23 protein-coding genes are annotated in these 22123 nt (G+C 61.6%); 22 read left to right on the plus strand and 1 reads right to left on the minus strand.

Annotated features, from left to right (window positions below):
- The 3 genes from ACZRKZ_RS20020 to trxC form a co-directional block, all read left to right on the plus strand.
- A partial coding sequence (locus ACZRKZ_RS20020; protein ID WP_463982521.1) for a mechanosensitive ion channel domain-containing protein occupies positions 1 to 1382 on the plus strand: 1382 nt, incomplete at its 5' end.
- A 48-nt stretch (positions 1383 to 1430) separates the two neighbouring features.
- Positions 1431 to 2894 carry a protein adenylyltransferase SelO gene (gene selO, locus ACZRKZ_RS20025; RefSeq protein WP_463982522.1) on the plus strand — a complete coding sequence of 488 codons (1464 nt, stop codon included), beginning with the start codon at positions 1431 to 1433 and terminating at the stop codon, positions 2892 to 2894.
- Positions 2895 to 3006: 112 nt separating this feature from the next.
- Entirely contained in the window at positions 3007 to 3441 is a 435-nt protein-coding gene (gene trxC / locus ACZRKZ_RS20030; protein WP_463969046.1) for a thioredoxin TrxC, read from the plus strand.
- A gap of 602 nt (positions 3442 to 4043) precedes the next feature.
- Here the strand turns inward: trxC and ACZRKZ_RS20035 are convergent.
- Entirely contained in the window at positions 4044 to 4814 is a 771-nt protein-coding gene (locus ACZRKZ_RS20035; protein WP_463982523.1) for a ParA family protein, read from the minus strand.
- Between the two features lie 348 nt (positions 4815 to 5162).
- Here ACZRKZ_RS20035 and ACZRKZ_RS20040 point away from each other — a divergent pair, with 348 nt between their 5' ends.
- Genes ACZRKZ_RS20040 through ACZRKZ_RS20130 form a run of 19 tightly spaced genes read left to right on the plus strand, consistent with a single transcriptional unit; the run spans position 5163 to position 22103 of the window.
- The gene (locus ACZRKZ_RS20040; RefSeq protein WP_463982524.1) at positions 5163 to 5897 is read left to right on the plus strand and encodes a beta-ketoacyl synthase chain length factor; all 735 of its coding nucleotides are present in this window, start codon (positions 5163 to 5165) and stop codon (positions 5895 to 5897) included.
- On the plus strand, positions 5873 to 6685 hold the full coding sequence (locus ACZRKZ_RS20045; protein ID WP_463969043.1) for a lysophospholipid acyltransferase family protein: 813 nt from the start codon (positions 5873 to 5875) through the stop codon (positions 6683 to 6685). The genes ACZRKZ_RS20040 and ACZRKZ_RS20045 overlap by 25 nt, the downstream gene beginning before the upstream one ends.
- Positions 6663 to 6932 carry a phosphopantetheine-binding protein gene (locus ACZRKZ_RS20050; protein ID WP_463982525.1) on the plus strand — a complete coding sequence of 90 codons (270 nt, stop codon included), beginning with the start codon at positions 6663 to 6665 and terminating at the stop codon, positions 6930 to 6932. The genes ACZRKZ_RS20045 and ACZRKZ_RS20050 overlap by 23 nt, the downstream gene beginning before the upstream one ends.
- Before the next feature lie 9 nt (positions 6933 to 6941).
- Entirely contained in the window at positions 6942 to 7196 is a 255-nt protein-coding gene (locus ACZRKZ_RS20055) for an acyl carrier protein (RefSeq protein WP_133101347.1), read from the plus strand.
- On the plus strand, positions 7193 to 7738 hold the full coding sequence (locus ACZRKZ_RS20060) for a COG4648 family protein (protein WP_149411229.1): 546 nt from the start codon (positions 7193 to 7195) through the stop codon (positions 7736 to 7738). The genes ACZRKZ_RS20055 and ACZRKZ_RS20060 overlap by 4 nt, the downstream gene beginning before the upstream one ends.
- Positions 7735 to 9405: an ApeI family dehydratase gene (locus tag ACZRKZ_RS20065; RefSeq protein WP_463982526.1), complete on the plus strand. Its 1671-nt coding sequence runs from the start codon at positions 7735 to 7737 to the stop codon at positions 9403 to 9405. The genes ACZRKZ_RS20060 and ACZRKZ_RS20065 overlap by 4 nt, the downstream gene beginning before the upstream one ends.
- Positions 9398 to 10132: a glycosyltransferase family 2 protein gene (locus tag ACZRKZ_RS20070; protein ID WP_463982527.1), complete on the plus strand. Its 735-nt coding sequence runs from the start codon at positions 9398 to 9400 to the stop codon at positions 10130 to 10132. Before ACZRKZ_RS20065 ends, ACZRKZ_RS20070 begins: the two co-directional genes overlap by 8 nt.
- Positions 10129 to 11064, plus strand: a complete 936-nt coding sequence (locus tag ACZRKZ_RS20075; RefSeq protein ID WP_463982528.1) for an LpxL/LpxP family acyltransferase — start codon at positions 10129 to 10131, stop codon at positions 11062 to 11064. Before ACZRKZ_RS20070 ends, ACZRKZ_RS20075 begins: the two co-directional genes overlap by 4 nt.
- Positions 11048 to 12589 (plus strand): HAL/PAL/TAL family ammonia-lyase, encoded by a 1542-nt coding sequence (locus ACZRKZ_RS20080; RefSeq protein ID WP_463982529.1) that lies wholly within the window; start codon positions 11048 to 11050, stop codon positions 12587 to 12589. Before ACZRKZ_RS20075 ends, ACZRKZ_RS20080 begins: the two co-directional genes overlap by 17 nt.
- Complete coding sequence (locus ACZRKZ_RS20085) at positions 12582 to 13007, plus strand: acyl-CoA thioesterase (protein WP_463982530.1); 426 nt, start codon at positions 12582 to 12584, stop codon at positions 13005 to 13007. The genes ACZRKZ_RS20080 and ACZRKZ_RS20085 overlap by 8 nt, the downstream gene beginning before the upstream one ends.
- Positions 13004 to 13702, plus strand: a complete 699-nt coding sequence (locus tag ACZRKZ_RS20090; RefSeq protein ID WP_463982531.1) for an outer membrane lipoprotein carrier protein LolA — start codon at positions 13004 to 13006, stop codon at positions 13700 to 13702. Before ACZRKZ_RS20085 ends, ACZRKZ_RS20090 begins: the two co-directional genes overlap by 4 nt.
- Complete coding sequence (locus ACZRKZ_RS20095) at positions 13692 to 16004, plus strand: MMPL family transporter (protein ID WP_463982532.1); 2313 nt, start codon at positions 13692 to 13694, stop codon at positions 16002 to 16004. Before ACZRKZ_RS20090 ends, ACZRKZ_RS20095 begins: the two co-directional genes overlap by 11 nt.
- Positions 16005 to 16061: 57 nt before the next feature.
- The gene (locus ACZRKZ_RS20100; protein WP_463982533.1) at positions 16062 to 17309 is read left to right on the plus strand and encodes an NAD(P)/FAD-dependent oxidoreductase; all 1248 of its coding nucleotides are present in this window, start codon (positions 16062 to 16064) and stop codon (positions 17307 to 17309) included.
- Positions 17306 to 18040, plus strand: coding sequence for a class I SAM-dependent methyltransferase (locus ACZRKZ_RS20105; RefSeq protein ID WP_463982534.1), 735 nt, complete (start codon positions 17306 to 17308; stop codon positions 18038 to 18040). The genes ACZRKZ_RS20100 and ACZRKZ_RS20105 overlap by 4 nt, the downstream gene beginning before the upstream one ends.
- Entirely contained in the window at positions 18037 to 18519 is a 483-nt protein-coding gene (locus tag ACZRKZ_RS20110; RefSeq protein WP_463982535.1) for a hypothetical protein, read from the plus strand. Before ACZRKZ_RS20105 ends, ACZRKZ_RS20110 begins: the two co-directional genes overlap by 4 nt.
- Entirely contained in the window at positions 18516 to 19694 is a 1179-nt protein-coding gene (locus tag ACZRKZ_RS20115; protein WP_463982536.1) for a beta-ketoacyl-[acyl-carrier-protein] synthase family protein, read from the plus strand. Before ACZRKZ_RS20110 ends, ACZRKZ_RS20115 begins: the two co-directional genes overlap by 4 nt.
- The gene (locus ACZRKZ_RS20120) at positions 19691 to 20152 is read left to right on the plus strand and encodes a hotdog family protein (protein WP_463969032.1); all 462 of its coding nucleotides are present in this window, start codon (positions 19691 to 19693) and stop codon (positions 20150 to 20152) included. Before ACZRKZ_RS20115 ends, ACZRKZ_RS20120 begins: the two co-directional genes overlap by 4 nt.
- Positions 20149 to 20877, plus strand: coding sequence for a 3-oxoacyl-ACP reductase FabG (gene fabG / locus ACZRKZ_RS20125; protein WP_463969031.1), 729 nt, complete (start codon positions 20149 to 20151; stop codon positions 20875 to 20877). Before ACZRKZ_RS20120 ends, fabG begins: the two co-directional genes overlap by 4 nt.
- A complete protein-coding gene (locus ACZRKZ_RS20130) occupies positions 20877 to 22103 on the plus strand; it encodes a beta-ketoacyl-ACP synthase (RefSeq protein WP_463969030.1) in 1227 nt (408 codons plus the stop codon). The genes fabG and ACZRKZ_RS20130 overlap by 1 nt, the downstream gene beginning before the upstream one ends.
- Positions 22104 to 22123 lie beyond the last annotated feature (20 nt).

Consider the following 22123-nt stretch of genomic DNA (forward strand, 5'->3'; position numbering starts at 1 on the left):
CCCATGAGAAAGCCTCGCTGTTTCGCAAGGTCGTCGGCGTGCTGTTTACCGCACTGCCCGTCGCGCTGTTTATCGCCGTGTGCTTCGGTTACTACTACACCGCCCTCAAGCTCAGCGACCGACTGATCAACACCCTGTACCTGCTGATGTTCTGGCTGGTGATCGAAGCCACCTTCGTCCGTGGTCTGGGGGTTGCCGCGCGGCGCCTGGCCTATTCCCGCGCCCTGGCCAAACGCCAGGCCGCCAAGGAAGCTGGTGACGGCGACGTGGTGATCGAGGAGCCGACCCTGGACATCGAACAGGTCAATGAACAGTCGATGCGACTGATCCGTCTGGCCCTGCTCGGCGGCTTTATCGCCGCGCTGTACTGGGTCTGGTCCGACCTGATCTCGGTGTTTTCCTACCTCGATAACATCACCCTCTACGAATACACCAGCGGCACCGGCGCCAATATCAGCATGGTGCCCATCAGCATCGGCGACTTGTTGGGGGCATCGATCATCATCGGCATCACCTTCGCCCTGGCGCGTAACCTGCCAGGGCTGCTGGAAGTGTTGGTGCTGTCCAAGCTGGACCTGGCCCAAGGCAGCGCCTACGCCACCACCACCCTGCTGTCCTACGTGATTGCCGGTATCGGTTTTGTCTCAACCCTGTCCACCCTCGGGGTGAGCTGGGACAAGTTGCAATGGCTGGTGGCGGCACTGTCGGTGGGCCTGGGCTTCGGCATGCAGGAGATCTTCGCCAACTTCATCTCCGGCATCATGATCCTGTTCGAACGCCCGGTGCGCATCGGCGACACCATCACCATCGGCAACCTGTCGGGCACGGTGAGCAAGATCCGCATCCGCGCCACCACCATCACCGACTTCGACCGCAAAGACATCATTGTCCCGAACAAGACCTTTATCACCGGGCAACTGATCAACTGGTCGCTGACCGACACCATCACCCGTGTCACCCTGAAACTGGGCGTGGACTACGGCTCCGACCTGGATCTGGTGAAAGAGCTGCTGCTCAAGGCCGCCAGGGAAAACCCGCGGGTGCTGAAGGAACCGGAACCCCTCGTGTACTTCCTGAATTTCGGTGAAAGCACCCTCGACCACGAGTTGCGCATGCACGTGCGTGACCTAGGGGACCGCAACCCGGTGCTCGATGAGGTCAACCGCTTTATCAACCGCGAGTTCAAGAAGCAACACATCAACATCTCATTCCGGCAGATGGAGGTTTACCTGAAAAACCTTCACGGCCAGGAATACAAGCTGGTGCCGGTGGAAGACGACCGCAAAACCATCCTGACGCCCGCCAGCGACCAGGACGCGCCCAAGCCAACACTCGACAAAGTTGAAGATGCGCCGCAACCGCCGACCAGCAAACTCGACTAACCGTGCTATCCCCAGCAGAATGCTCGGACATTCTGCTGGAGATGGCCGTTGAAAGCCCTCGACGAACTGACCTTCGACAACCGCTTCGCCCGCCTGGGCGACGGCTTCTCGACCCATGTGCTGCCCGAGCCCATCGACGAGCCGCGCTTGGTCGTGGCAAGCAAGGCCGCCATGGCCCTACTCGACCTTGACCCCGCTGTTGCCGAAACACCGGTGTTCGCCGAACTGTTCAGCGGCCACAAGCTGTGGGCCGAGGCGGAACCACGGGCGACGGTCTATTCCGGGCATCAATTTGGCTCCTACAACCCGCAACTGGGGGATGGACGGGGCCTGCTGCTTGGCGAGGTCTACAACGAGGCGGGCGAACATTGGGACTTGCACCTCAAAGGCGCCGGGCAAACGCCTTACTCGCGCATGGGCGATGGCCGCGCCGTATTGCGTTCATCGATTCGTGAATTCCTCGCCTCTGAAGCGCTGCACGCCTTGGGCATTGCCAGTAGCCGCGCCCTGTGCGTGATCGGCTCTACCACCCCGGTATGGCGCGAGAAACAGGAGCGCGCCGCCATGGTCCTGCGCCTAGCGCCGAGCCATGTACGCTTCGGGCATTTCGAATATTTCTACTACACCAAGAAGCCCGAACTGCAGAAGCAATTGGCTGAACACGTTTTGTCGCTGCACTTCCCCAAGTGCCAGGAACAGCCCGAGCCGTATCTGGCGATGTTCCGCGAGATTGTCGAGCGCAACGCCGAGTTGATCGCCAAGTGGCAGGCCTACGGCTTCTGTCATGGGGTGATGAACACCGACAACATGTCGATCCTTGGCATCACCTTCGACTTTGGACCGTTCGCGTTTCTGGATGATTTCGACGCACAGTTCATCTGCAACCATTCCGACGACCAGGGGCGTTACTCGTTCAGCAATCAAGTGCCGATTGGCCAGTGGAACCTCAGTGCGCTGGCCCAGGCATTGACGCCGTTTATCAGCGTCGACGCCTTGCGGGAAACCCTTGGCCTGTACCTGCCGCTGTACCAGGCCCACTACCTGGACCTGATGCGACGTCGACTAGGCTTTACCTGCCCCGAAGAGGATGACCAGACATTGGTGGAGCGCCTGCTGCAACTGATGCAAGGCAGTGGCGTTGACTACACCTTGTTCTTCCGCCGACTGGGGGATGAATCTGCTGCGCTGGCCGTGTCGCGGTTACGGGATGACTTCGTGGACCTCAAGGGCTTTGATGCGTGGGCTGATCTGTACAAGGCTCGCGTTGAGCGGGAAGCCAATGGCAGTGAAGAACAGCGGCGTGAGCGGATGCACGCAGTGAACCCGCTGTATATCCTGCGCAACTACTTGGCGCAGAAGGCCATCGAGGCTGCTGAATCAGGGGACTACACCGAAGTTCGCCGGCTGCATGAGGTGCTGAGCAAGCCCTTTGAAGAGCAGCCGGGGATGGAGCAATACGCGCAACGACCGCCGGATTGGGGCAAGCATTTGGAGATCAGTTGTTCTTCATAGCTTCGACTTAATTGACATCCTCACCCAGTGCATGCGTCATTGATACCGCACATTGATAAAACCCATGCCTGACTCCAAATAGAACCCATTGGCCATTTCTACGGAGCCCACCATGTCCGATCCTCTCGTAATCCCCTGCCCGCATTGCAACGGCCTCAACCGCATCCCCAACGAACGCCTGGGCGATGCGCCGAAGTGCGGGCGTTGCAAACAACCGGTGTTGCTGAGCAAGCCCTTTGAGCTGAAACAGGATGACTACGCAAACCAGATCAAGGGCGATTTGCCGCTGCTGGTGGATGTGTGGGCCGACTGGTGCGGGCCGTGCAAGTCGTTTGCACCGGTGTTTGAACAGGCTGCCGGGCAGTTGACGGGGAAATGCCGATTGGCCAAGCTCGATAGCGAGGCCAATCAGCAACTGTCCGCTCAACTGGGTATTCGCTCGATTCCCAGTTTGATTCTGTTCAAGAGTGGTCGGGAAGTGGCGCGTCAGAGCGGAGCGTTTCCGTTGCCGCAGTTGATGAGTTGGTTGCGCAGTCAGGGCGTGTAGCCCTACTTCAAAACCTGCTCGGTCAGTGTGGAGGCCGGCGGTGCGGCGATTTGGCTTGCCCGGCGATGAGTATGGGTATCTCCACATCTTTGCCGGTAGGATTTTTGGGTTGGACTGGGCTGGGTGCATATCCGTTATTTTGGTCAGGGCGGCTTAGGGTTACGCCCTTACGGCGTGTCACTTTTGGAAAGCGCGAAAGTAACCAAAGCGCTCATGCCCCACCACTCGGTGCCTCGCTGTGGCTCGGCATGCCTTCACTCCGGCATTGCTCCCTGGCCCAGCGCGGCTAAACCGGCGTCCTGCCGGTTTACCCACGGATCAATGCCTGCGTTCAGCCATCGTGGTTAACGGGGTGCCTTAGATCAAGATCAAAAGCACGGCGGCCTGGTAGCCGACCTGAGTGGTGAAAAGCAAGAGCCGACCCACTGCCCACTGTAGGAGCGAGCTTGCTCGCGATGGTCGTTAACGATGACGCTGGCATCCTGAATCACTGCGGCGCCACCCTAAGCCGCCGTTACCGCAGCAACAGATATGTACTCAATCGCCAGAACCTGCCCCCAGTTATCAGCAACCTCCCACACTGTTTTATGTCGCGTGCAGGATCAGGCGTTTTCCAGCAGGTTATGCAACGCCACAAACTGCTGCGTCAGCTTATGTCGTGGGTCCAGGTGGATCAGCGGCATATTCGCCTGGTGAGATTCACGCATGCGTACCGAGCTGCCCAGGTACACCGGCAATACTGGCAAGCCTTCGGCAACCAACTCATCCAGCATCTGCTGCGGCAGGCTCGCCCGAGCCTGGAACTGGTTGACCACAATCCCTTCCACCTCAAGGCCTTCGTTGTGGTCTTCCTTCAACTCTTCGATTTCTGCCAGCAGGCCATACAGCGCCTGACGGGAGAAGCTGTCGCAATCGAAGGGGATCAGCACGCGATCAGCGGCAATCAGCGCAGAAACCGCATAAAAATTCAGCGCCGGCGGGGTATCGAGGTAGATTCGGTCGTAATCCTCACTCAACTCATCCAGCAGCTTTCGCAGCTTGTTGATCTTGTGTTTGGCTTCAAGCTTGGGCTGCAAGTCCGCCAGTTCCGCCGTGGCGGTGATCACGTGCAGGTTGTCGAAAGGGGTTTCGTAGATATCCACCTTGCCTTTCTTCGAAAACGGCCCGGAGGACAGGGTTTGCTTGAAGAAATCGGCAATACCCATGGGGATATCTTCGCCGGTCAGTCCGGTGAGGTACTGGGTCGAGTTAGCTTGGGCATCGAGGTCGACCAACAGGGTTCGATAGCCTTCACTGGCGCTGACCGCCGCCAGGTTGCAGGCAATACTGGACTTGCCCACACCGCCTTTTTGATTGAACACCACACGCCGCATGACAAAACCTCCATGTATCAATTAATGCCCGAGTGTAGTGGGCAAAAGCGCCCGTTAGCTACCTTGATCATCCATGCACTACAGCATCGCAGACGGGATCACGCACTAAGCGTCTTGCGTCGCGGCTGTTCGAAAAGGAAAGGTCCGACAAGTCAGGCCCCCCCTCATCACCGACAACTCATAAGTCTTTTCAGTAAATTTGTAATGCCCCATGAACAATTCTTTACCAACGTTTGCTAGAACTCCACAGCACCGGGATAATGCGCGCCACTCGGCCATTGCGCCATGTCCCGGTTTTGCGGGCAAATTGCTGCACAAGGAAGCCCGCAGGGGCGGGATATATTCTCAGTGATTAACTTCAACATCGCCCAATGGCGCGCCTGGGCCCCCGGGCTCGACAGCGTGGACGACTGGCGCGCCTGGTGCCAGGACCCGGTGTTGCTCGCCCCCAGCGATGCCGCGCCCGATGTGTCGTTCCTGCCCGCCATGCAACGCCGCCGCCTGAGCCGCCTGGCGCGCATGGCTTTCAGCGTCGGCTGGCCCTTGGCGCAAGACCTGCAAGACTTGCCGCTGGTGTTTGTTTCCCGTCACGGCGAAACCCCGCGCACCCTCGATATTCTCAGCGACCTGGCCAATGACCAACCCTTGTCGCCCACCCAGTTCAGCCTGTCGGTGCACAACGCGGTGATTGGCCTGTGGTCGATCCTGCGCAATGAAACCAGTGAGATGACGGCCCTCGCCGCCGCAGGCGATGGGCTGGAACACGGCATCCTGGAAGCCGCCGCCCTGCTCAACGAAGGCGCACCGGCGGTTCTGCTGGTGATTACCGAAGAGCAGCCGCCTGAGGCTTACGCCAGCTGGATCGACGACGTGCCATTTCCTTATGCCCTCGGCCTGCTGCTGACCCCAGGCGACGAATGGCAACTGGAGCTACTGCCCGCCACTGTCCAACCCACCACAACGCCTCTCACAAAAGCTCAGTGGCCCCACGCCCTGAACCTGCTGCGCACCCTGCTCACCGAACAGGGCGCCTGCCAACATGCCTGGAAGAACCGAGTATGGAACTGGCAATGCAAGCGATGACCGGCAAGCCCCGGGATGCCTATTACTGGCGGCTGTTCGCGACGGCGGCCAGCTTTACCCTGTTTGGCGTCGGCGGCCTGTGCCTGCGATTGCTGGTGTTTCCGCTGCTCAGTTGCTTGCCGGGGGACGTTCAACAACATCGCCGGCGTGCCCGCCACACCATTAGTTGGCTGTTCTGGTTCTTTATTCGTCTGATGCATCGTTTGGGCATTCTCACCTACAGCGTCGAAGGCGCCGAGAACCTGGGCCGCCCTGGCCAGATGATCATCGCCAACCACCCGTCGCTGATCGACGTGGTGTTCCTGATCGGCCTGATGCGCCAGACCAACTGCGTGGTCAAGCAGAGCCTGTGGCAAAACCCGTTCACTCGCGGGCCGGTGCGCGACGCTGGCTACATCAGCAATGACGGCAGCGCCGACATGCTCGATGCCGCCGCAGGCGCCCTGCGGGAAGGCCAGACCCTGATCATCTTTCCCGAAGGCACCCGCACTTCGCCGGGCCAAATGCCAGCCTTTCATCGCGGGGGCGCCGCCATTGCCCTGCGGGGTGCGACAATCATCACCCCTGTGGTGATCAAGGTCAGCCCCACCACCCTGACCAAGGCCGAACCCTGGTATCGCATCCCTAAACGCCGTTTCCACTTCAGTTTGCGGGTGGGTGCCGATATAGAACCACAGACGTTTGCCGCACAGGGCCCCGCGCCCCAGGCTTCACGCAAGCTCAACGATTACCTGCATCAGTATTTTATTAAGGAGCTCGCCGAAGATGAGCGACCAACACAGCCTTGAGCACGACATAAAAATGCTGATCATCGAGGCCCTGGGCCTTGAAGACATCAGCGTGGACGACATCGGCGACGAGCAAACCCTGTTCGGCGAAGGCCTGGGCCTGGATTCGGTCGACGCCCTGGAGTTGGGCCTGGCGATCCAGAAAAAGTACGGTATCAAGATTGATGCCGACGCCAAGGACACTCGCAATCACTTCACCAACGTGGCCAGCCTCGCGGCGTTCGTCACGGCCAGACAGGCAGCTTGAGACCGGACCATGCAAACTCGTGACGATATCTTCAACACCCTGCGCGATGCCTTGGTGGAACTGTTTGAACTGGAGCCTGAACGCGTCACCCTGGATGCCAATCTGTATCAGGACCTGGAAATCGACAGCATCGATGCGGTCGACCTGATCGACCATATCAAGCGCCAAACCGGCAAGAAAATAGCCGCCGAAGAGTTCAAGGCCGTGCGTACCGTAAGCGACGTGGTCGAGGCGGTTTACCGTCTGGTTCAACCGGCCGCATGAGCCGGCTGATCGGCCTTGGCCTGTTGCTGGCGGGGCTGCTGTACCCTTTCGCGGTGTATTTTGGCACGGAGCATTTTGCACCGTGGCAATTCGGCCTGCTGCTGGCCAGCCTGTGGTTGCTGCGGGCGCTGACGGGGGCACGCAACCCGGGCGCACGGTGGATGGCCGTCGTCGCGATTGTGTTCTGTCTGTTGCTGGCCTGGTTCGACAACCCGAAACTGTTGCGCTGGTACCCGAGCCTCGTCAGCGGCTTCATGCTGGCTCTGTTTGGCTTGAGCCTGAAATATGGGCCACCGATGGTCGAGCGCCTGGCACGCATGAGCGAGCCGCAATTACCTGAGAACGCAATTGTGTATACCCGCCAAGTCACAGTGGTGTGGAGTGTGTTTTTCCTGGGTAACGGCCTGCTGGCCGCTGCCCTTACGCTGTGGGCGCCGCTGAGCTGGTGGACGTTGTACAACGGGCTGATCGCTTACGGGCTGATGGGGCTCTTGTTTGCCGTGGAATGGCTGATACGACAAAGGGTTCGAGGCCGCGTATGAATTGGTTGAATCTTGAGCACTTGCTGCTTGAGCCTGTTGCCCAGCGCCCGGTCACTGCCGAGCCTGATCTGAATCACGCACAGTTATGCGAGCAAGCCCTGAGCCTGGCTGCCGGGCTGCAAGCCCGTGGCATCCGGCGTTTGGCCGTGCACCTGGAAGACGCAAGCCTGCTGGCGATTGCTCTTTTGGGAGCCTGGCGCGCCGGGGTCAGTGTATTGCTGCCCGCCGACCTGCAACCCCAGACCCGCCAACGCTGGGCCGATGCCGTCGACACTTGGCTGACCGAGGCTGCGGATCTGGACGCGTTTTACCAAGCCCCCCTTAGCGCCGCTGCACTGGACCTGGACGCGTGCAGCCTGAGCTTGTGTACCTCCGGCTCCAGCGGCGAGCCCAAGCGCATCAACAAAACCCTGCGCCAACTGACCAATGAGGTCCAGGCGCTGGAATCCCTCTGGGGTGCCGGCTTGGGCAAGGCCTGCATCATCGGCAGCGTCGCCACCCAGCACATCTACGGTTTACTGTTCCGAGTGTTGTGGCCGCTGTGCGCCGGGCGAACCTTCGTGCGTCAACAGTTGGCATTCCCGGAAGACTTGCAGCGGGTCAGCCTCCAGCATCCGCACTTTGCCTGGGTCGCCAGCCCGGCGTTGCTCAAGCGCATGGGCGATAACCTCGACTGGCCGGCCTTGAGTGCAGTCAAGCGGGTATTCTCCTCCGGCGGAGCCCTGCCTTTTGATGCGGCCAGCATCCTGCAACAACGCTTGCAGCAATGGCCAACGGAAATCCTCGGTAGCTCGGAGACCGGCGGCATCGCCTGGCGCCAGGGTCAAACCCTGTGGCAGCCGTTTGCCGATGTGCAGTTGAGCCAGGATGCCAACGGCGCCTTGCGCATCGCCTCGCCATACCTGCCGGCCGGCCATATCGAACACACCGCCGACGCCGCGAAGATCCACGCCGACGGCCGCTTCGAACTGCTGGGCCGCCTGGACCGAATCGTCAAGCTGGAAGAAAAACGTATCTCCCTGCCGATGCTGGAACAGGCGTTGATGGGCCACCCCTGGGTAACTGAAACCCGCCTGGGCGTGGTCCAGGAAAACCGCGCCTCCCTCGGCGCCCTGGTGGTGCTCAGCGCGCAAGGACTGCATGCCTTGCGTAATCAAGGCCGGCGCACCGTCACCCAAACCCTGCGCCAGCATCTGAGCCAACACTGCGAAGCCCTGGCCCTGCCGCGCCGCTGGCGGTTGCTGCGGCAATTGCCGTTCAACTCCCAGGGCAAGTTGCCCCAGGCCGATGTGGAAGCCTTGCTGCTGGCACCCCGGCCCAAGACACCGCAAGTACTGGAAAAAGTCGAAGCTAACGGTGAGTGGACCCTGCAGATGGTGATCCCGCCGGACTTGGCCTACTTCAGCGGCCACTTCCCGCAAACCCCGGTGCTGCCAGGCGTTGTCCAGGTAGATTGGGCTCTGAGCCTTGGCCAGCAATTGCTCGATCTGCCAAAAAAATTCGTCGGGATGGAAGTGCTCAAGTTCCAGCAACTGGTCCGGCCTGATGACCGGATCGAACTGCACCTGCGCTTCGATCAGCAACGCGGCAAGTTGTACTTTACCTACCGCAATGACACTGCCGCCTGCTCCAGTGGCCGAATTATCCTGGAGCCCGACCTTGCATAACCCCTGCGCCCTGATCCCGGTCTACAACCATGAAGCCGCCGTGCCCGCCGTGGTCCGTACCCTGCTAGCCAGCGGCCTGCCATGCCTGCTGGTGGACGACGGCAGCAGCCCGGCCTGCGCTGCCGTGCTGGCGCAACTGGCGACCCTCGACAATGTCTCCCTGGTCACCTTGCCCGCCAACCAAGGCAAGGGCGGCGCGGTGATGATCGGCTTCCGTGAGGCGGCGCGCCTGGGCTTCACCCACGCGCTGCAAGTAGACGCCGACGGCCAGCATGACCTGCGGGAAGTCGGCACCTTTCTCGACGCCTCGCGCACCCACCCCCGCGCGCTGATCTGTGGCTACCCCGAATACGACGACAGCGTACCCAAGGGCCGTCTGTACGGCCGCTACCTGACCCACGTGTGGGTGTGGATCAACACCTTGTCGCTGGAGATTCGCGACTCGATGTGTGGCTTTCGCGTGTACCCGCTGACGCCGGTGCTCGCACTGATGGACTCGGCCAGGATCGGCAAGCGCATGGATTTCGACTCCGATATCCTGGTGCGCCTGTCATGGCGCAACCAGCCAATGCGCTGGCTGCCCACCAAAGTGCACTACCCCGCCGATGGTCTGTCGCACTTTCGCATGTTCCACGACAACGCCCTGATTTCGTCCATGCACACCCGGTTGTTCTTTGGCATGCTGGTGCGCGCGCCGATGATCCTATGGCGGCGGTGGCAGGCATGACCCAGGGCAGCAAACACTGGGCCGACCGTGAAGAGCGCGGCAGTTTCTGGCTGATGAAACTCACCGCGTTCGGCGCCAAGGTACTCGGGCGCCGAGCATTGGCTCCGGTTCTCTACGGTATCGTCCTGTACTTCTTCCTGTTCGGCCGCACCGCCCGCCAGAGCGCCTGGCAATACCAGCAGCGCCTGGCCGACTGGAGCAGGCGTGACGACTTGCGCCCCACGCGTCGACGGGTATTCGGCCAGTTCATGGCCTTCGCCGACGCCTTGCTGGACAAGCTCGACGTATGGAACGGCAAGCTGCGCCTGGAACAGATCGAGATCATCGACCCGGCCCAACTGCGCCAACAACTACGCGGCGAGCGCGGGCAGATGTTGGTGGGCGCGCACCTGGGCAATCTGGAAGTGTGCCGGGCCCTCGCCGAGCTGGGTGAAAAAGTCACCATGAACGTGCTGGTACACACCAAGCACGCCGAGCGTTTCAACCGTCTGCTGGGCGAAGCCGGGGCGACCAATCTGCGGCTGATCCAGGTCAGCGAGCTGGACCCGGCGATCATGCTCCTGCTCAGCCAGCGCCTGGACGACGGCGAGTGGTTGGCGATTGCTGGCGACCGTGTGCCGCTGCATGGCGGGCGCACGGCGCGGGTGGACTTCCTCGGCCACAACGCCGCCTTCCCCCAGGGCCCGTGGCTGTTGGCCGGCTTGCTGAAATGCCCGGTCAACCTGCTGATGTGCCTGAAACACCAAGGGCGCTATCGCTTGATCATCGAGCCTTTCGCCCAACTGATCGAATGGAAACGCAGCGACCGCCAGCAGGTGATCGCGTTATGGACCGCCCGCTACGCCGAACGCCTGGGCCAGTTCTGCCTGGAAGCGCCCCAACAATGGTTCAACTTTTACCCTTTCTGGAAGACCGATGACGACGCATCTTGAGCCGGTAACCTTCGGCGAACTCCCTTTGCGCATCGAAGACGTGCTGGCCCTCGCCAACCGTCAGGCGCCGACTCGCCTGCAAGACGATGCCGAGTACCGCCAGCGCATCGCCAGGGGCGCGCAGTTCCTCGACTCCCTGCTGGACAAGGAAGGCGTGATCTACGGCGTCACCACCGGCTACGGCGACTCCTGCGTGGTAGCGGTGCCGCTGGAGCATGTCGAAGCGCTGCCCCGTCACCTCTACACCTTCCACGGCTGTGGCCTGGGCAAGTTGCTGGATGCGCAAGCAACCCGTGCGGTGCTGGCGGCGCGTTTACAGTCGCTGTGCCACGGCGTTTCCGGGGTGCGCGTCGAGCTGCTGGAACGTCTGCACGCCTTTCTCGAACACGACGTGCTGCCACTGATTCCGGAAGAAGGTTCGGTGGGCGCCAGCGGCGATCTGACGCCGCTGTCCTACGTCGCCGCAACCTTGTCCGGCGAGCGTGAAGTGATGTTCCGTGGCGAGCGCCGCCAGGCTGCCGATGTGCACCGCGAACTGGGCTGGGAGCCGCTGGTGCTACGCCCCAAGGAAGCCCTGGCATTGATGAACGGCACGGCAGTCATGACCGGCCTCGCCTGCCTGGCCTTCGCCCGCGCCGATTACCTGCTGCAACTGGCCACGCGCATCACCGCGCTGAACGTGGTGGCGCTGCAAGGCAACCCGGAGCACTTCGACGAACGCCTGTTCGCCGCCAAGCCGCACCCCGGCCAGATGCAAGTCGCCGCCTGGTTGCGCAAGGACCTGGCCATCGACGCGCCAACCGCGCCGTTGCACCGCCTGCAAGACCGCTATTCCCTGCGCTGCGCCCCCCACGTTTTGGGCGTGCTGGCCGACAGCCTGAACTGGCTGCGCTCATTTATCGAGATCGAACTCAACAGCGCCAACGACAACCCGATCATCGACGCCGAAGCCGAACGCGTGCTGCACGGCGGGCATTTCTATGGCGGGCATATCGCCTTTGCCATGGACAGCCTCAAGACACTGGTCGCCAACGTCGCCGACCTGCTGGACCGTCAGCTCGCGCTGCTGGTAGACGTGCGCTACAACCATGGCCTGCCGAGCAACCTGTCCGGCGCCCCTGCTGACCGCGCGATGATCAACCATGGCTTCAAGGCCGTGCAGATCGGCACCAGCGCCTGGACCGCCGAAGCGCTGAAAAACACCATGCCGGCCAGCGTGTTCTCGCGCTCCACCGAGTGCCACAACCAGGACAAGGTGAGCATGGGCACCATCGCCGCCCGCGATGCCATCCGTGTGTTGGAGCTGACCGAACAGGTCGCCGCCGCCACCTTACTCGCCGCCAACCAGGGCGTGTGGCTGCGGGCCCAGGCCGAAGATGCCCGGCCGCTACCACCAGCGCTGGCCACCATGCATGAAGAACTTGCCAGGGATTTCCCGCCCGTGATCGAAGACCGCGCCCTGGAAGGCGAACTGCGCCTGTGCCTGCAACGCATCGCCGAGCAACACTGGAGGCTGCATGCGTAGCCAGGGCGTATTGCACAGCGACACCGAAATCCTCGTGCCGTTTTTCGACATCGACACCATGAACGTGGTCTGGCACGGCCATTACGTCAAATACCTGGAGGTCGCCCGCTGCGCCTTGCTGGACAAGATCGGCCACAACTACACGGCCATGCTTGAGTCGGGCTACGCTTGGCCGGTGATCGATATGCAGCTGCGCTATGTACGCGGCGCCACCTTTGGCCAGACCATCAATGTGCGCGCCAGCCTGGTGGAGTGGGAGAGCCGCTTGAAGGTCAATTACCTGATCCGCGACGTCACCACCGGCGAACGCCTGACCCGCGCCAGCACCGTACAAGTGGCAGTGGAGATTGCCAGTCGCGAGATGCAACTGGCGTCGCCGACAGTGTTTGTCGAAGCCGTCGAAAGGGCCCTGAAATGATCTCTCCGTTTTCTGGAGCGAGCTTGCTCGCGAAGGTCGTCAACGATAACGCTGGCATCCTGGCTAAACGCGGTGCCTTGGCGTTTTTCGCGAGCAAGCTCGCTCCTACAGGAGTGGTGGTGTGTGTGCTGTTGGGGATCCCTGGCTTGGCCCACGCCTTCGACCTCCAACAGCTCAGCGATCAACTGGCAAAACCCTCTGTGATCCACGGCAACTTCATCCAGGAAAAACACCTGCGCGCCCTGCCACAGCCTCTGACCAGCAAGGGCTCATTTGTCCTGGCCAAAGACCACGGTTTGCTTTGGCTGCTGAAAACCCCTCTGCAACAGGACTACCGCATCAGCGCCCAAGGCATTGCCCGGCGCGATGCCAACGGCTGGCAGCCGCTGCCCAACAAGAGCGCCGGGGCCGAGCAGAATCGTTTGTTCCTCGCCGTGTTGCAGGGTGACAGCAGCGGCTTGCAGCGCGACTTCGAGCTGCAACTGCAAGGCGAGGCCACACAGTGGAAGCTGACGCTGATTCCGCGCTCGTTATTGCTCAAGCAGGTATTCACCCAGATCAATATCGACGGCGGCGACCTGGTGCAAAAAATCGAACTATTGGAAACCCAGGGCGACAGCACCGTACTGCGCATGCAGGACAGCACCAGCACGCAATCCTTGAGCGACGCGGAGCAACACGACTTTGCCCAGTGAGCGCTGGCTACCGCGCCTGTTCCTGATCCTGCTGGTGGCCGTGTTGGCCCTGGCCGGCTGGCAATGGCGCCAGGGTGCGCCACTGTCGGCCAACCTCATGGAACTGGTGCCCGGCACCGCGCCGGATGCGTTGGAGCTGCGCGCCGAACAACGCATGCAGGAACCACTGAACCGCGAAATGCTGGTGCTGGTGGGCCATGCCGATCGCCAGCAAGCGGTGGCCATGGCCCAACAACTGGGCGAGCGTTGGCAAGCCAGCGGCCTGTTTGAAAAGCTCCAATGGAACCTCCAGGCAGACCTGCCGGCCTTGCGTCAGCAGTTGCTGCAAGGGCGGCTGGCGATGCTCTCGGCCAAGGACCGCGAGCAACTGATCGAGCAGCCACAAGCCTTTATTCAGCAACGCGTGCAGGCGCTGTTCGATCCCTTTACCGGTTTCAGCCTGGTGCCGAGCCAGGACGATTGGCTCGGCCTCACCGGACGCATCCAGAACAGCCAGCCGCAACACGGTTCGGTACAGCTGGATATTGGCAGCGGCGCATTGATCGCCGATGCCGACGGCAAAAGCTGGGTGCTGCTGCGGGCGCGCACCAACGGCAATGCCTTCGACATGAAGTTGCCGCTTCAAGTGGCCGACTTGCTCCAATCCAGCCGCGAACAGGCCAGTAAGCAAGGCGTGCAATTGCTTGCTGCCAGCGGCCTGCTGTACGCGGCCAATGGTCAGCAGCAGGCAACCCGGGAGATGACCTGGGTCGGCGGCGGCGCCACCGTTGGCATCCTTTTGCTGTTGCTGCTGGCGTTCCGCCGCTGGCGGGTATTGTTGGCGTTTGTACCAGTACTGGTGGGCATGCTGTTTGGTGCGGTGGCCTGTGTCGCGCTGTTCGGCCATATGCATGTGATGACCCTGGTGCTGGGGTCGAGCCTGATTGGCGTGGCGGTGGATTACCCGCTGCATTACCTGTCCAAGAGCTGGAGCCTGCAACCCTGGCGCAGCTGGCCGGCGTTGCGCCTGACCTTGCCGGGTTTGAGCCTGAGCCTGGCCACCAGTTGCATCGGTTACCTGGCGCTGGCCTGGACGCCATTCCCGGCCCTGACCCAGATCGCCGTGTTCTCCGCCGCTGGGCTGGTGGGTGCGTACCTGTCGGCGGTGTGCCTGTTGCCGGCCTTGCTCAAGGGCATGGACCTGCGCCCGGCCCAGTGGCCGCTGCGCATTGCCGAGTTTCTGCTGGGGGTGCGTGAGTCGTTGCTCAAGCGCCTGCCGAGCCCGGTGTTGCTGGTGTTGGTGTTGCTGTTTTGCGCCGGTGGTTTATGGCAGCTGAACAGCAAAAACGATATTCGCCAATGGATCGGCGCGCCGCCGCAATTACTGGAGGAAGCCCAGGCCATTGCACGGATTACCGGCTATCAACCCACCAGCCAATTCTTTCTGGTGCGTGCGAACAATCAGCAGCAACTGCTGGAGCGTCAGACGGCGCTGAGCCAGCGTCTGGATCAACTGGTGAACATGGATAAGCTTCAGGGTTATCTGGCGCTCAATCAGTTGGTCAACCAGCCAAGCGAACAACAACAAGTGCGCGAAGCCCTGAACAAGCTGTCGCAATTCTGGCAACCGCTGCTGGACCTAGGCGTACCGGCCAGCGCCCTGCAAGCGGAACTGGCGCAACTGCAAGCCCTGCCCATCGAAGACATCGACGCGGCGCTGATCGGCCCTCTCGCGGAGCCCTGGCGCACGCTGTGGCTCGGCGCAACCGACGATGGCGTGGCAGCCATGGTCAGCCTGCAAGGCCTGAACAGCTCGGCATTGCTGCGGGTGCAGGCCCTGGACTTGCCCGGCGTGCAACTGGTGGATCGCCTTGGCGACTTGAACCAGGTGTTCGCCGCCACGCAGATTAGCGCCGCCGAATTGAAATTGATGTCCTGCGTGCTGATCGTGTTGCTGCTGATCCTGCCTTTCGGATTCGGTGGCGCCTTGCGCATTGTTGCCCTGCCGCTGCTCGCTGCACTGTGCAGCCTGGCCAGCCTCGGTTGGCTGGGGCAACCGCTGACCCTGTTCAGTCTGTTTGGCCTGCTGCTGGTGACCGCCATCAGCGTCGACTACGCGATCCTGATGCGCGAGCAGATCGGCGGCGCCGCCGTAAGCCTGTTGGGCACGCTGTTGGCAGCCGTCACCACGTGGCTGTCATTCGGCCTGCTGGCGATTTCCAGCACGCCAGCGGTGAGTAACTTCGGCCTGTCGGTAAGCCTGGGCCTGGCGTTCAGTTTTATGCTGGCACCGTGGGCCGGGCGTCAGGAACATGCGCAATGATGACCACCAACACCTTTGAATTGAATTTGATGATTGCCCAACCGGCAAGGAGCCACAGTGCCCACAGTTGAAATGGAACGTCGCCAAGTGGTGGTGATTGGTGCCGGTCCGTCCGGCGCCATTGCTGCCGCGCTGCTTAAACGCAACGGGCATGATGTGTTGATCATCGAGCGCCAGCACTTCCCGCGCTTTTCCATCGGCGAAAGCCTGTTGTCCCACTGCATCGACTTCATCGAAGAAGCCGGCATGCTCGACGCGGTCAACGCTGCCGGTTTCCAGGTGAAAACCGGTGCCGCGTTTGCCTGGGGCGAGCGCTACAGCGCCTTTGATTTTGGCGACACCTTCAGCAACGGCAAACCCACCACCTTCCAGGTGCAGCGCGGCGAGTTCGACAAGCTGCTGGCGGATCAAGCGGCGTTGCAGGGCGTGGAAATTCGTTACGGCCAGACCCTCGTCGGCGTCGACTTTGCCGCAGGCAACCGCTACCTGCACATACGCCGGGAGAACGGCAGCGAGTACCATCTCAAGGCCTGTTTCGTGCTGGACGCCAGCGGTTACGGCCGCGTCCTGCCGCGCCTGTTGGACCTGGAGGCACCGTCGAACTTCCCGTTACGCCAGGCGGTATTCACCCATGTCGAGGACCGTATCGAACATCCGGGCTTCGACCGCAGCAAAATCCTCATCACTACACACCCGACCAAGCGCGATATCTGGTTCTGGACCATCCCGTTCAGCAACGGCCGTTGCTCGGTAGGTGTGGTGGCGGCCAAGGAGCATTTCGACGGCCGCGATGCAGACCTCGACGCTTGCTTGCGCAGCTTTATCGACGAAACCCCAAGCCTGTCCACAGTGCTGAAAAACGCAGTGTGGGATACCGAGGCCAGGACCATCGGCGGCTACTCGGCCAACGTCAAAGCCTTGCATGGTCCAGGCTTTGCATTGCTGGGTAACGCGGCGGAATTCCTCGACCCGGTATTTTCCTCCGGCGTGACCATCGCCATGCGGTCGGCGAGCATGGCCGCCGGCTTGCTGCACCGACAATTGCGGGGCGAAACGGTCGACTGGCAAAGCGAGTTTGCCGAGCCGTTGAAGCGTGGGGTCGACACCTTCCGTTGCTACGTCGAGGGCTGGTACGCGGGAACGTTCCAGGATGTAATTTTCCATCCCGGCAGCTCACCGGACATTCGTCGGATGATCAGTTCAATCCTCGCCGGATATGCCTGGGATGAGCGCAACCCGTTTGTCAGCGAGCCCAAACGCCGGCTGCGGATGCTCTCGGAAATCTGCGCGGGGGATGGGGTATGAGCAGCCAATACCTGAGCAAAAACTACGTCGAGGAAACCAGGTTCGGCTTCTGGTTCCTGCGTAGCCACACCTGGCAGCACCATGTGCTGCGGGTGGCAATCAACGACCTGCGCAGTTTGTTCAGCGATCCGTTGCCGGTTGCGCCGGTGCTGCTGGATGCCGGTTGTGGCCAGGGCAAGTCGTTCCAGTATTTGCAGCAGGTGTTCGCCCCCGAGCGCCTGATCGGTCTGGACGCTGATCCCCACAGCCTGGACTTGAGCCGTGCGGAAGCAACGCGCCAGGGCCTCGCCATCGAGTTGATCGGCAGCGACTGCGCAACACTGGACGTGGCCGATGCCAGTGTCGACATTCTGTTCTGTCACCAGACTTTCCATCACCTGGTGGAGCAGCAGCGAGCGCTGACCGAGTTCTATCGAGTGCTCAAGCCCGGCGGTTATTTGCTGTTTGCCGAGTCCACCGAAGCGTACATCGACACTTGGGTCATTCGCTGGCTGTTCCGCCATCCGATGCATGTGCAGAAAAGCGCTGCCGAGTACCTGGAGATGATTCGCGAACAGGGCTTCGAGTTCGAGTTGCAAAACGTTTCCTATCCGTACCTGTGGTGGAGCCGCTCCACGGATTTCGGCTTGCTGGAGCGCTGGGGACTGCGCCGGCCCAAGCCGTTCGGCGAGCGGGAAGAAACCCTGGTTAACGTGGTCGCGCGCAAACCCCTCGCGGGCCCCGAGCAATGATCCGTGCGCTGCTGGTGGGCTGTGTTTTATTGCTGAGCGCTTGCGCCAGCCAGCCACCGTTGCCGGCGAAGAACCCAACTCTGACCTTGCCTCTGCAATTGCATGTAGAACGCGAGCAGAACGGCCAGCGTCAGGATTGGCTGCTGGTGATCCAGCGTGAAGAGGGCGCGATTCGCTGGTCGATGATGGACCCGCTAGGCATTCCCCAGGCCCGGCAAAAGCTGATCGACGGCGCCTGGCAGGCGGACGGCTTGCTGCCGCCCAACCCTCAGGCGCGGGAGTTGTTTGCCGCGTTGCTGTTTGCCCTGACCCCGGCGAATGAAGTGCCCGGCAACTATCCTGGCGCCCGTGAGTTCGACGATATCAGGGTGCTCAAGCCCCATTGGCAGATCATTTACCAATCGCCTCAGGTGTTCACCGTGAACCTGCCCGGCCAGGACCTGAACTACCACATCACCCCGCTGGAGGCTGCCCCATGACCGCCTACCTCAATGCCCTCGGCGTGATCTGCGCCCTGGGCCGTGGCAAGGGTGAAGTCAGCCGCAACCTGTTTGCCGGAGACTGCTCCGGCATGCGCGCGGAAAGTGGTTGGGTGCCCGAGCGCATACTGCCGGTGGCCGGCGTACACGGTGAACTGGCGACGATCCCACCAGAACTGGGCCAGCAGAGCAGCCGTAATAACCAACTGCTGCTGGAAGCCGCGTTGCAGATCTTTGATGAGATCCAGCAAGCGATCGAGACTTTTGGTGCGGCGCGCATTGGCATCGTTCTCGGCACCAGCACTTCGGGTATCGACGAAGCCAGCCGCGGCATCGCTCATTACCTGCGGGACAATCAGTTCCCCAGCGACTACGACTACCAGCAACAGGAACTCAGCGCCCCGGCCAACTTCCTCGCGGACTGGCTGCAACTGAGCGGCCCGGCCTACGTCATTTCCACCGCCTGCACTTCCAGCGCCCGCGCATTGATGAGTGCCCAGCGCCTGCTGGACCTGGGCATGTGCGATGCGGTGTTGTGCGGTGGCGTCGACAGCCTGTGCAAGCTGACCCTCAATGGTTTTTCATCCCTGGAAGCGGTGTCGGCGCAGCGCTGCAATCCGTTCTCGGCGAACCGCAATGGCATCAACATCGGCGAGGCGGCGGTGCTGTTCCTGATGAGCAAGACCCCGGCGCCCATCGCCCTGCTGGGCAGCGGCGCCAGTTGCGATGCCCACCATATTTCCGCACCGGAGCCCACTGGCAAAGGTGCGCTGCAGGCGATGAGCAAGGCCTTGGCCAGCGCGAAACTGCAACCCAAGCAGATCGGCTACCTGAACCTGCACGGCACCGCGACCCAGCACAATGACGCCATGGAAAGCCTGGCCGTGGCCAGCCTGTTCCCCTTTGGGGTGGCCTGTTCCTCGACCAAACCCATGAGCGGCCATACCCTGGGCGCCGCGGGTGCGCTGGAAGTGGCGTTCTGCTGGCTGAGCCTATGCGCCGAGAACACCGCCCGCGCCTTGCCGCCTCACGTTTGGGACGGTCAGGCCGACCCCGCGCTACCCGCTTTAAAGTGGGTCGAGCCCGGTGACACCCTGGAAAAGCGCTGCCTGATGAGTAACTCCTTCGCCTTTGGCGGCAACAACGTCAGCCTGATTATCGGAGACGCCCCATGATCGATTGGCCGCTCGCCGAACTGCTGCCTCACGCCGGTGACATGATCCTGATCAATCAGGTCCTGGCGTTCGATGAAGAACAGATTCATACCCGCCTCACCGTCACACCAGGTGGCCTGTTCAACCTGGACGACGGCAGCCTGCCCGCCTGGGTTGGCGTCGAACTGATGGCGCAAAGCGTCGCCGCCTGGGCCGGTTGTCGCGCCCGGCAGAACGGTGATGAAGTCGGCTTGGGATTTCTCTTGGGCACCCGAAAATTCGAATGCAATGTGGAACGTTTTCCGGCTGGCAGCGAACTGACCATCCACGGCCTGTGCTCCCTGGAAGACGACAACGGCATGGGTGTGTTCGAATGCCACCTCACCGGGCCCGGTATCCAGGCCAGTGCGCGCCTGAACGTATTTCGACCGCCACAGGCGGCTACTTATTTAGCTGAATCCGAAGGAGTCCCTTCATGACTGAATCCATACTGGTCACCGGCTCCAGCCGTGGCATAGGCCGCGCCATCGCCCTGCGCCTGGCAAAGGCCGGCCATGACATTGTGCTGCATTGCCGAAGCGGCCGGGCCGAGGCTGACACCGTCCGGGACGAAATCGAGACCTTGGGCCGCAACGCTCGGGTGCTGCAATTCGACGTATCGGATCGCGCCAGCTGCAAGGCGATTCTGGAAGCAGACGTGGAAGAACATGGCGCCTATTACGGTGTCGTGCTGAATGCCGGGCTGACTCGTGATGGCGCGTTTCCCGCCCTGTCGGAAGACGACTGGGACGTGGTGATGCGCACCAACCTCGACGGTTTCTATAACGTGCTGCACCCGGTGATGATGCCGATGATTCGTCGACGCGCAGCGGGGCGGATTGTTTGCATCACGTCGGTTTCCGGGCTGATCGGCAATCGCGGCCAGGTCAACTACAGCGCCTCGAAAGCCGGGTTGATCGGTGCCGCCAAGGCATTGGCCATTGAGCTGGGCAAGCGCAAAATCACCGTCAACTGCGTGGCCCCCGGGCTGATTGACACGGCGATGCTCGACGAAAACGTGCCACTGGAAGAACTGATGAAGATGATCCCCGCCCAGCGCATGGGCACCCCGGAAGAAGTCGCTGGCGCAGTGAATTTTCTGATGTCGGCCGAGGCGAGTTATATCACCCGTCAGGTGCTGGCCGTCAACGGAGGCCTGTGTTGATGAAGCGCGTGGTCGTCACCGGCATGGCCGGCATCACGTCCCTGGGTCGGGATTGGGACAGCATCGCGGCGAACTTTCGTGCCAAGCGCAGCGGTATTCGGCGCATGGATGAGTGGGATCGGTTTACCGAGTTGAATACACGGCTGGCGGGGCCGATAGATGATTTCGTGGTGCCGGCCCACTGGACTCGCAAGCAACTGCGCAGCATGGGCCGGGTCTCGCGCCTGGCAGTATGGGCGGCGGAGCAAGCGTTGCAGGACGCCGGTTTGCTGGGCGACGAGTCGATCAAGGACGGTCGTATGGGTGTGGCTTGCGGCTCATCCACCGGCAGCACCGATGAGATCAAGGCCTTCGGTAATATGCTGCTCAACTCGGTGGCGCAAGGGCTGAATGCCAACTCCTACGTGCGGATGATGCCCCACACCACCGCGGCGAATATCAGTATTTTCTTCGGCCTTACCGGGCGCCTGATTCCCACGTCCAGCGCCTGCACCAGCGGCAGCCAGGGCATCGGCTACGCCTATGAAGCCATCAAGTTCGGCCGCCTGCCGCTGATGCTCGCCGGCGGCGCCGAAGAGCTGTGCCCCACCGAAGCCATGGTGTTCGATGCGCTCTACGCCACCAGCCTGAAAAACGACGCTCCGCAAACCAGCCCGCGTCCTTATGACAGTGGACGCGACGGTCTGGTGATCGGCGAAGGCGGCGGCATGCTGGTACTTGAAGAACTGGAACACGCCTTGGCCCGCGGCGCACATATCCACGCCGAAGTGGTGGGGTTTGGCAGCAACGCCGACGGCCAGCACACCACCCGTCCCGAACAGGTCACCATGCGCCGGGCAATGGAACTGGCGCTGGAAGATGCCGGCCTGGCACCTGACGCCATTGGTTATGTGAACGGCCACGGCACTGCCACGGAACAGGGCGATATCGCCGAAACCCAGGCCACCTGCAGCCTGTTCGGCAGCCGCATGCCCATCAGTTCGCAGAAGAGCTTCCTCGGTCACACCCTGGGCGCCTGTGGTGCGCTGGAGTCCTGGTTCAGCATCGAAATGATGAACCACGACCTGTACGTGCCCACCTTCAACCTCGATGAAGTGGACCCACGCTGCGGCGAACTGGATTACCTGCGCGGCGAGTTCCGCGAGATGCACAACGACTACGTGATGAACAACAACTTTGCCTTTGGCGGCGTTAACACTTCGCTGATCTTTCGCCGCTGGCAGTAAGCTTTTTTAACTGATTGGAG

It is taken from the genome of Pseudomonas sp. c313 (assembly GCF_055407145.1).

Excerpts from the sequence above, each read along its gene's own strand:
- trxC (WP_463969046.1), top strand. The coding sequence starts at position 3,007 with ATGTCCGATCCTCTCGTAATCCCCTGCCCGCATTGCAACGGCCTCAAC.
- ACZRKZ_RS20035 (WP_463982523.1), bottom strand. The coding sequence starts at position 4,814 with ATGCGGCGTGTGGTGTTCAATCAAAAAGGCGGTGTGGGCAAGTCCAGT.
- ACZRKZ_RS20045 (WP_463969043.1), top strand. The coding sequence starts at position 5,873 with ATGGAACTGGCAATGCAAGCGATGACCGGCAAGCCCCGGGATGCCTAT.
- ACZRKZ_RS20050 (WP_463982525.1), top strand. The coding sequence starts at position 6,663 with ATGAGCGACCAACACAGCCTTGAGCACGACATAAAAATGCTGATCATC.
- ACZRKZ_RS20055 (WP_133101347.1), top strand. The coding sequence starts at position 6,942 with ATGCAAACTCGTGACGATATCTTCAACACCCTGCGCGATGCCTTGGTG.
- ACZRKZ_RS20060 (WP_149411229.1), top strand. The coding sequence starts at position 7,193 with ATGAGCCGGCTGATCGGCCTTGGCCTGTTGCTGGCGGGGCTGCTGTAC.
- ACZRKZ_RS20065 (WP_463982526.1), top strand. The coding sequence starts at position 7,735 with ATGAATTGGTTGAATCTTGAGCACTTGCTGCTTGAGCCTGTTGCCCAG.
- ACZRKZ_RS20075 (WP_463982528.1), top strand. The coding sequence starts at position 10,129 with ATGACCCAGGGCAGCAAACACTGGGCCGACCGTGAAGAGCGCGGCAGT.
- ACZRKZ_RS20080 (WP_463982529.1), top strand. The coding sequence starts at position 11,048 with ATGACGACGCATCTTGAGCCGGTAACCTTCGGCGAACTCCCTTTGCGC.
- ACZRKZ_RS20085 (WP_463982530.1), top strand. The coding sequence starts at position 12,582 with ATGCGTAGCCAGGGCGTATTGCACAGCGACACCGAAATCCTCGTGCCG.
- ACZRKZ_RS20090 (WP_463982531.1), top strand. The coding sequence starts at position 13,004 with ATGATCTCTCCGTTTTCTGGAGCGAGCTTGCTCGCGAAGGTCGTCAAC.
- ACZRKZ_RS20105 (WP_463982534.1), top strand. The coding sequence starts at position 17,306 with ATGAGCAGCCAATACCTGAGCAAAAACTACGTCGAGGAAACCAGGTTC.
- ACZRKZ_RS20110 (WP_463982535.1), top strand. The coding sequence starts at position 18,037 with ATGATCCGTGCGCTGCTGGTGGGCTGTGTTTTATTGCTGAGCGCTTGC.
- ACZRKZ_RS20115 (WP_463982536.1), top strand. The coding sequence starts at position 18,516 with ATGACCGCCTACCTCAATGCCCTCGGCGTGATCTGCGCCCTGGGCCGT.
- ACZRKZ_RS20120 (WP_463969032.1), top strand. The coding sequence starts at position 19,691 with ATGATCGATTGGCCGCTCGCCGAACTGCTGCCTCACGCCGGTGACATG.
- fabG (WP_463969031.1), top strand. The coding sequence starts at position 20,149 with ATGACTGAATCCATACTGGTCACCGGCTCCAGCCGTGGCATAGGCCGC.
- ACZRKZ_RS20130 (WP_463969030.1), top strand. The coding sequence starts at position 20,877 with ATGAAGCGCGTGGTCGTCACCGGCATGGCCGGCATCACGTCCCTGGGT.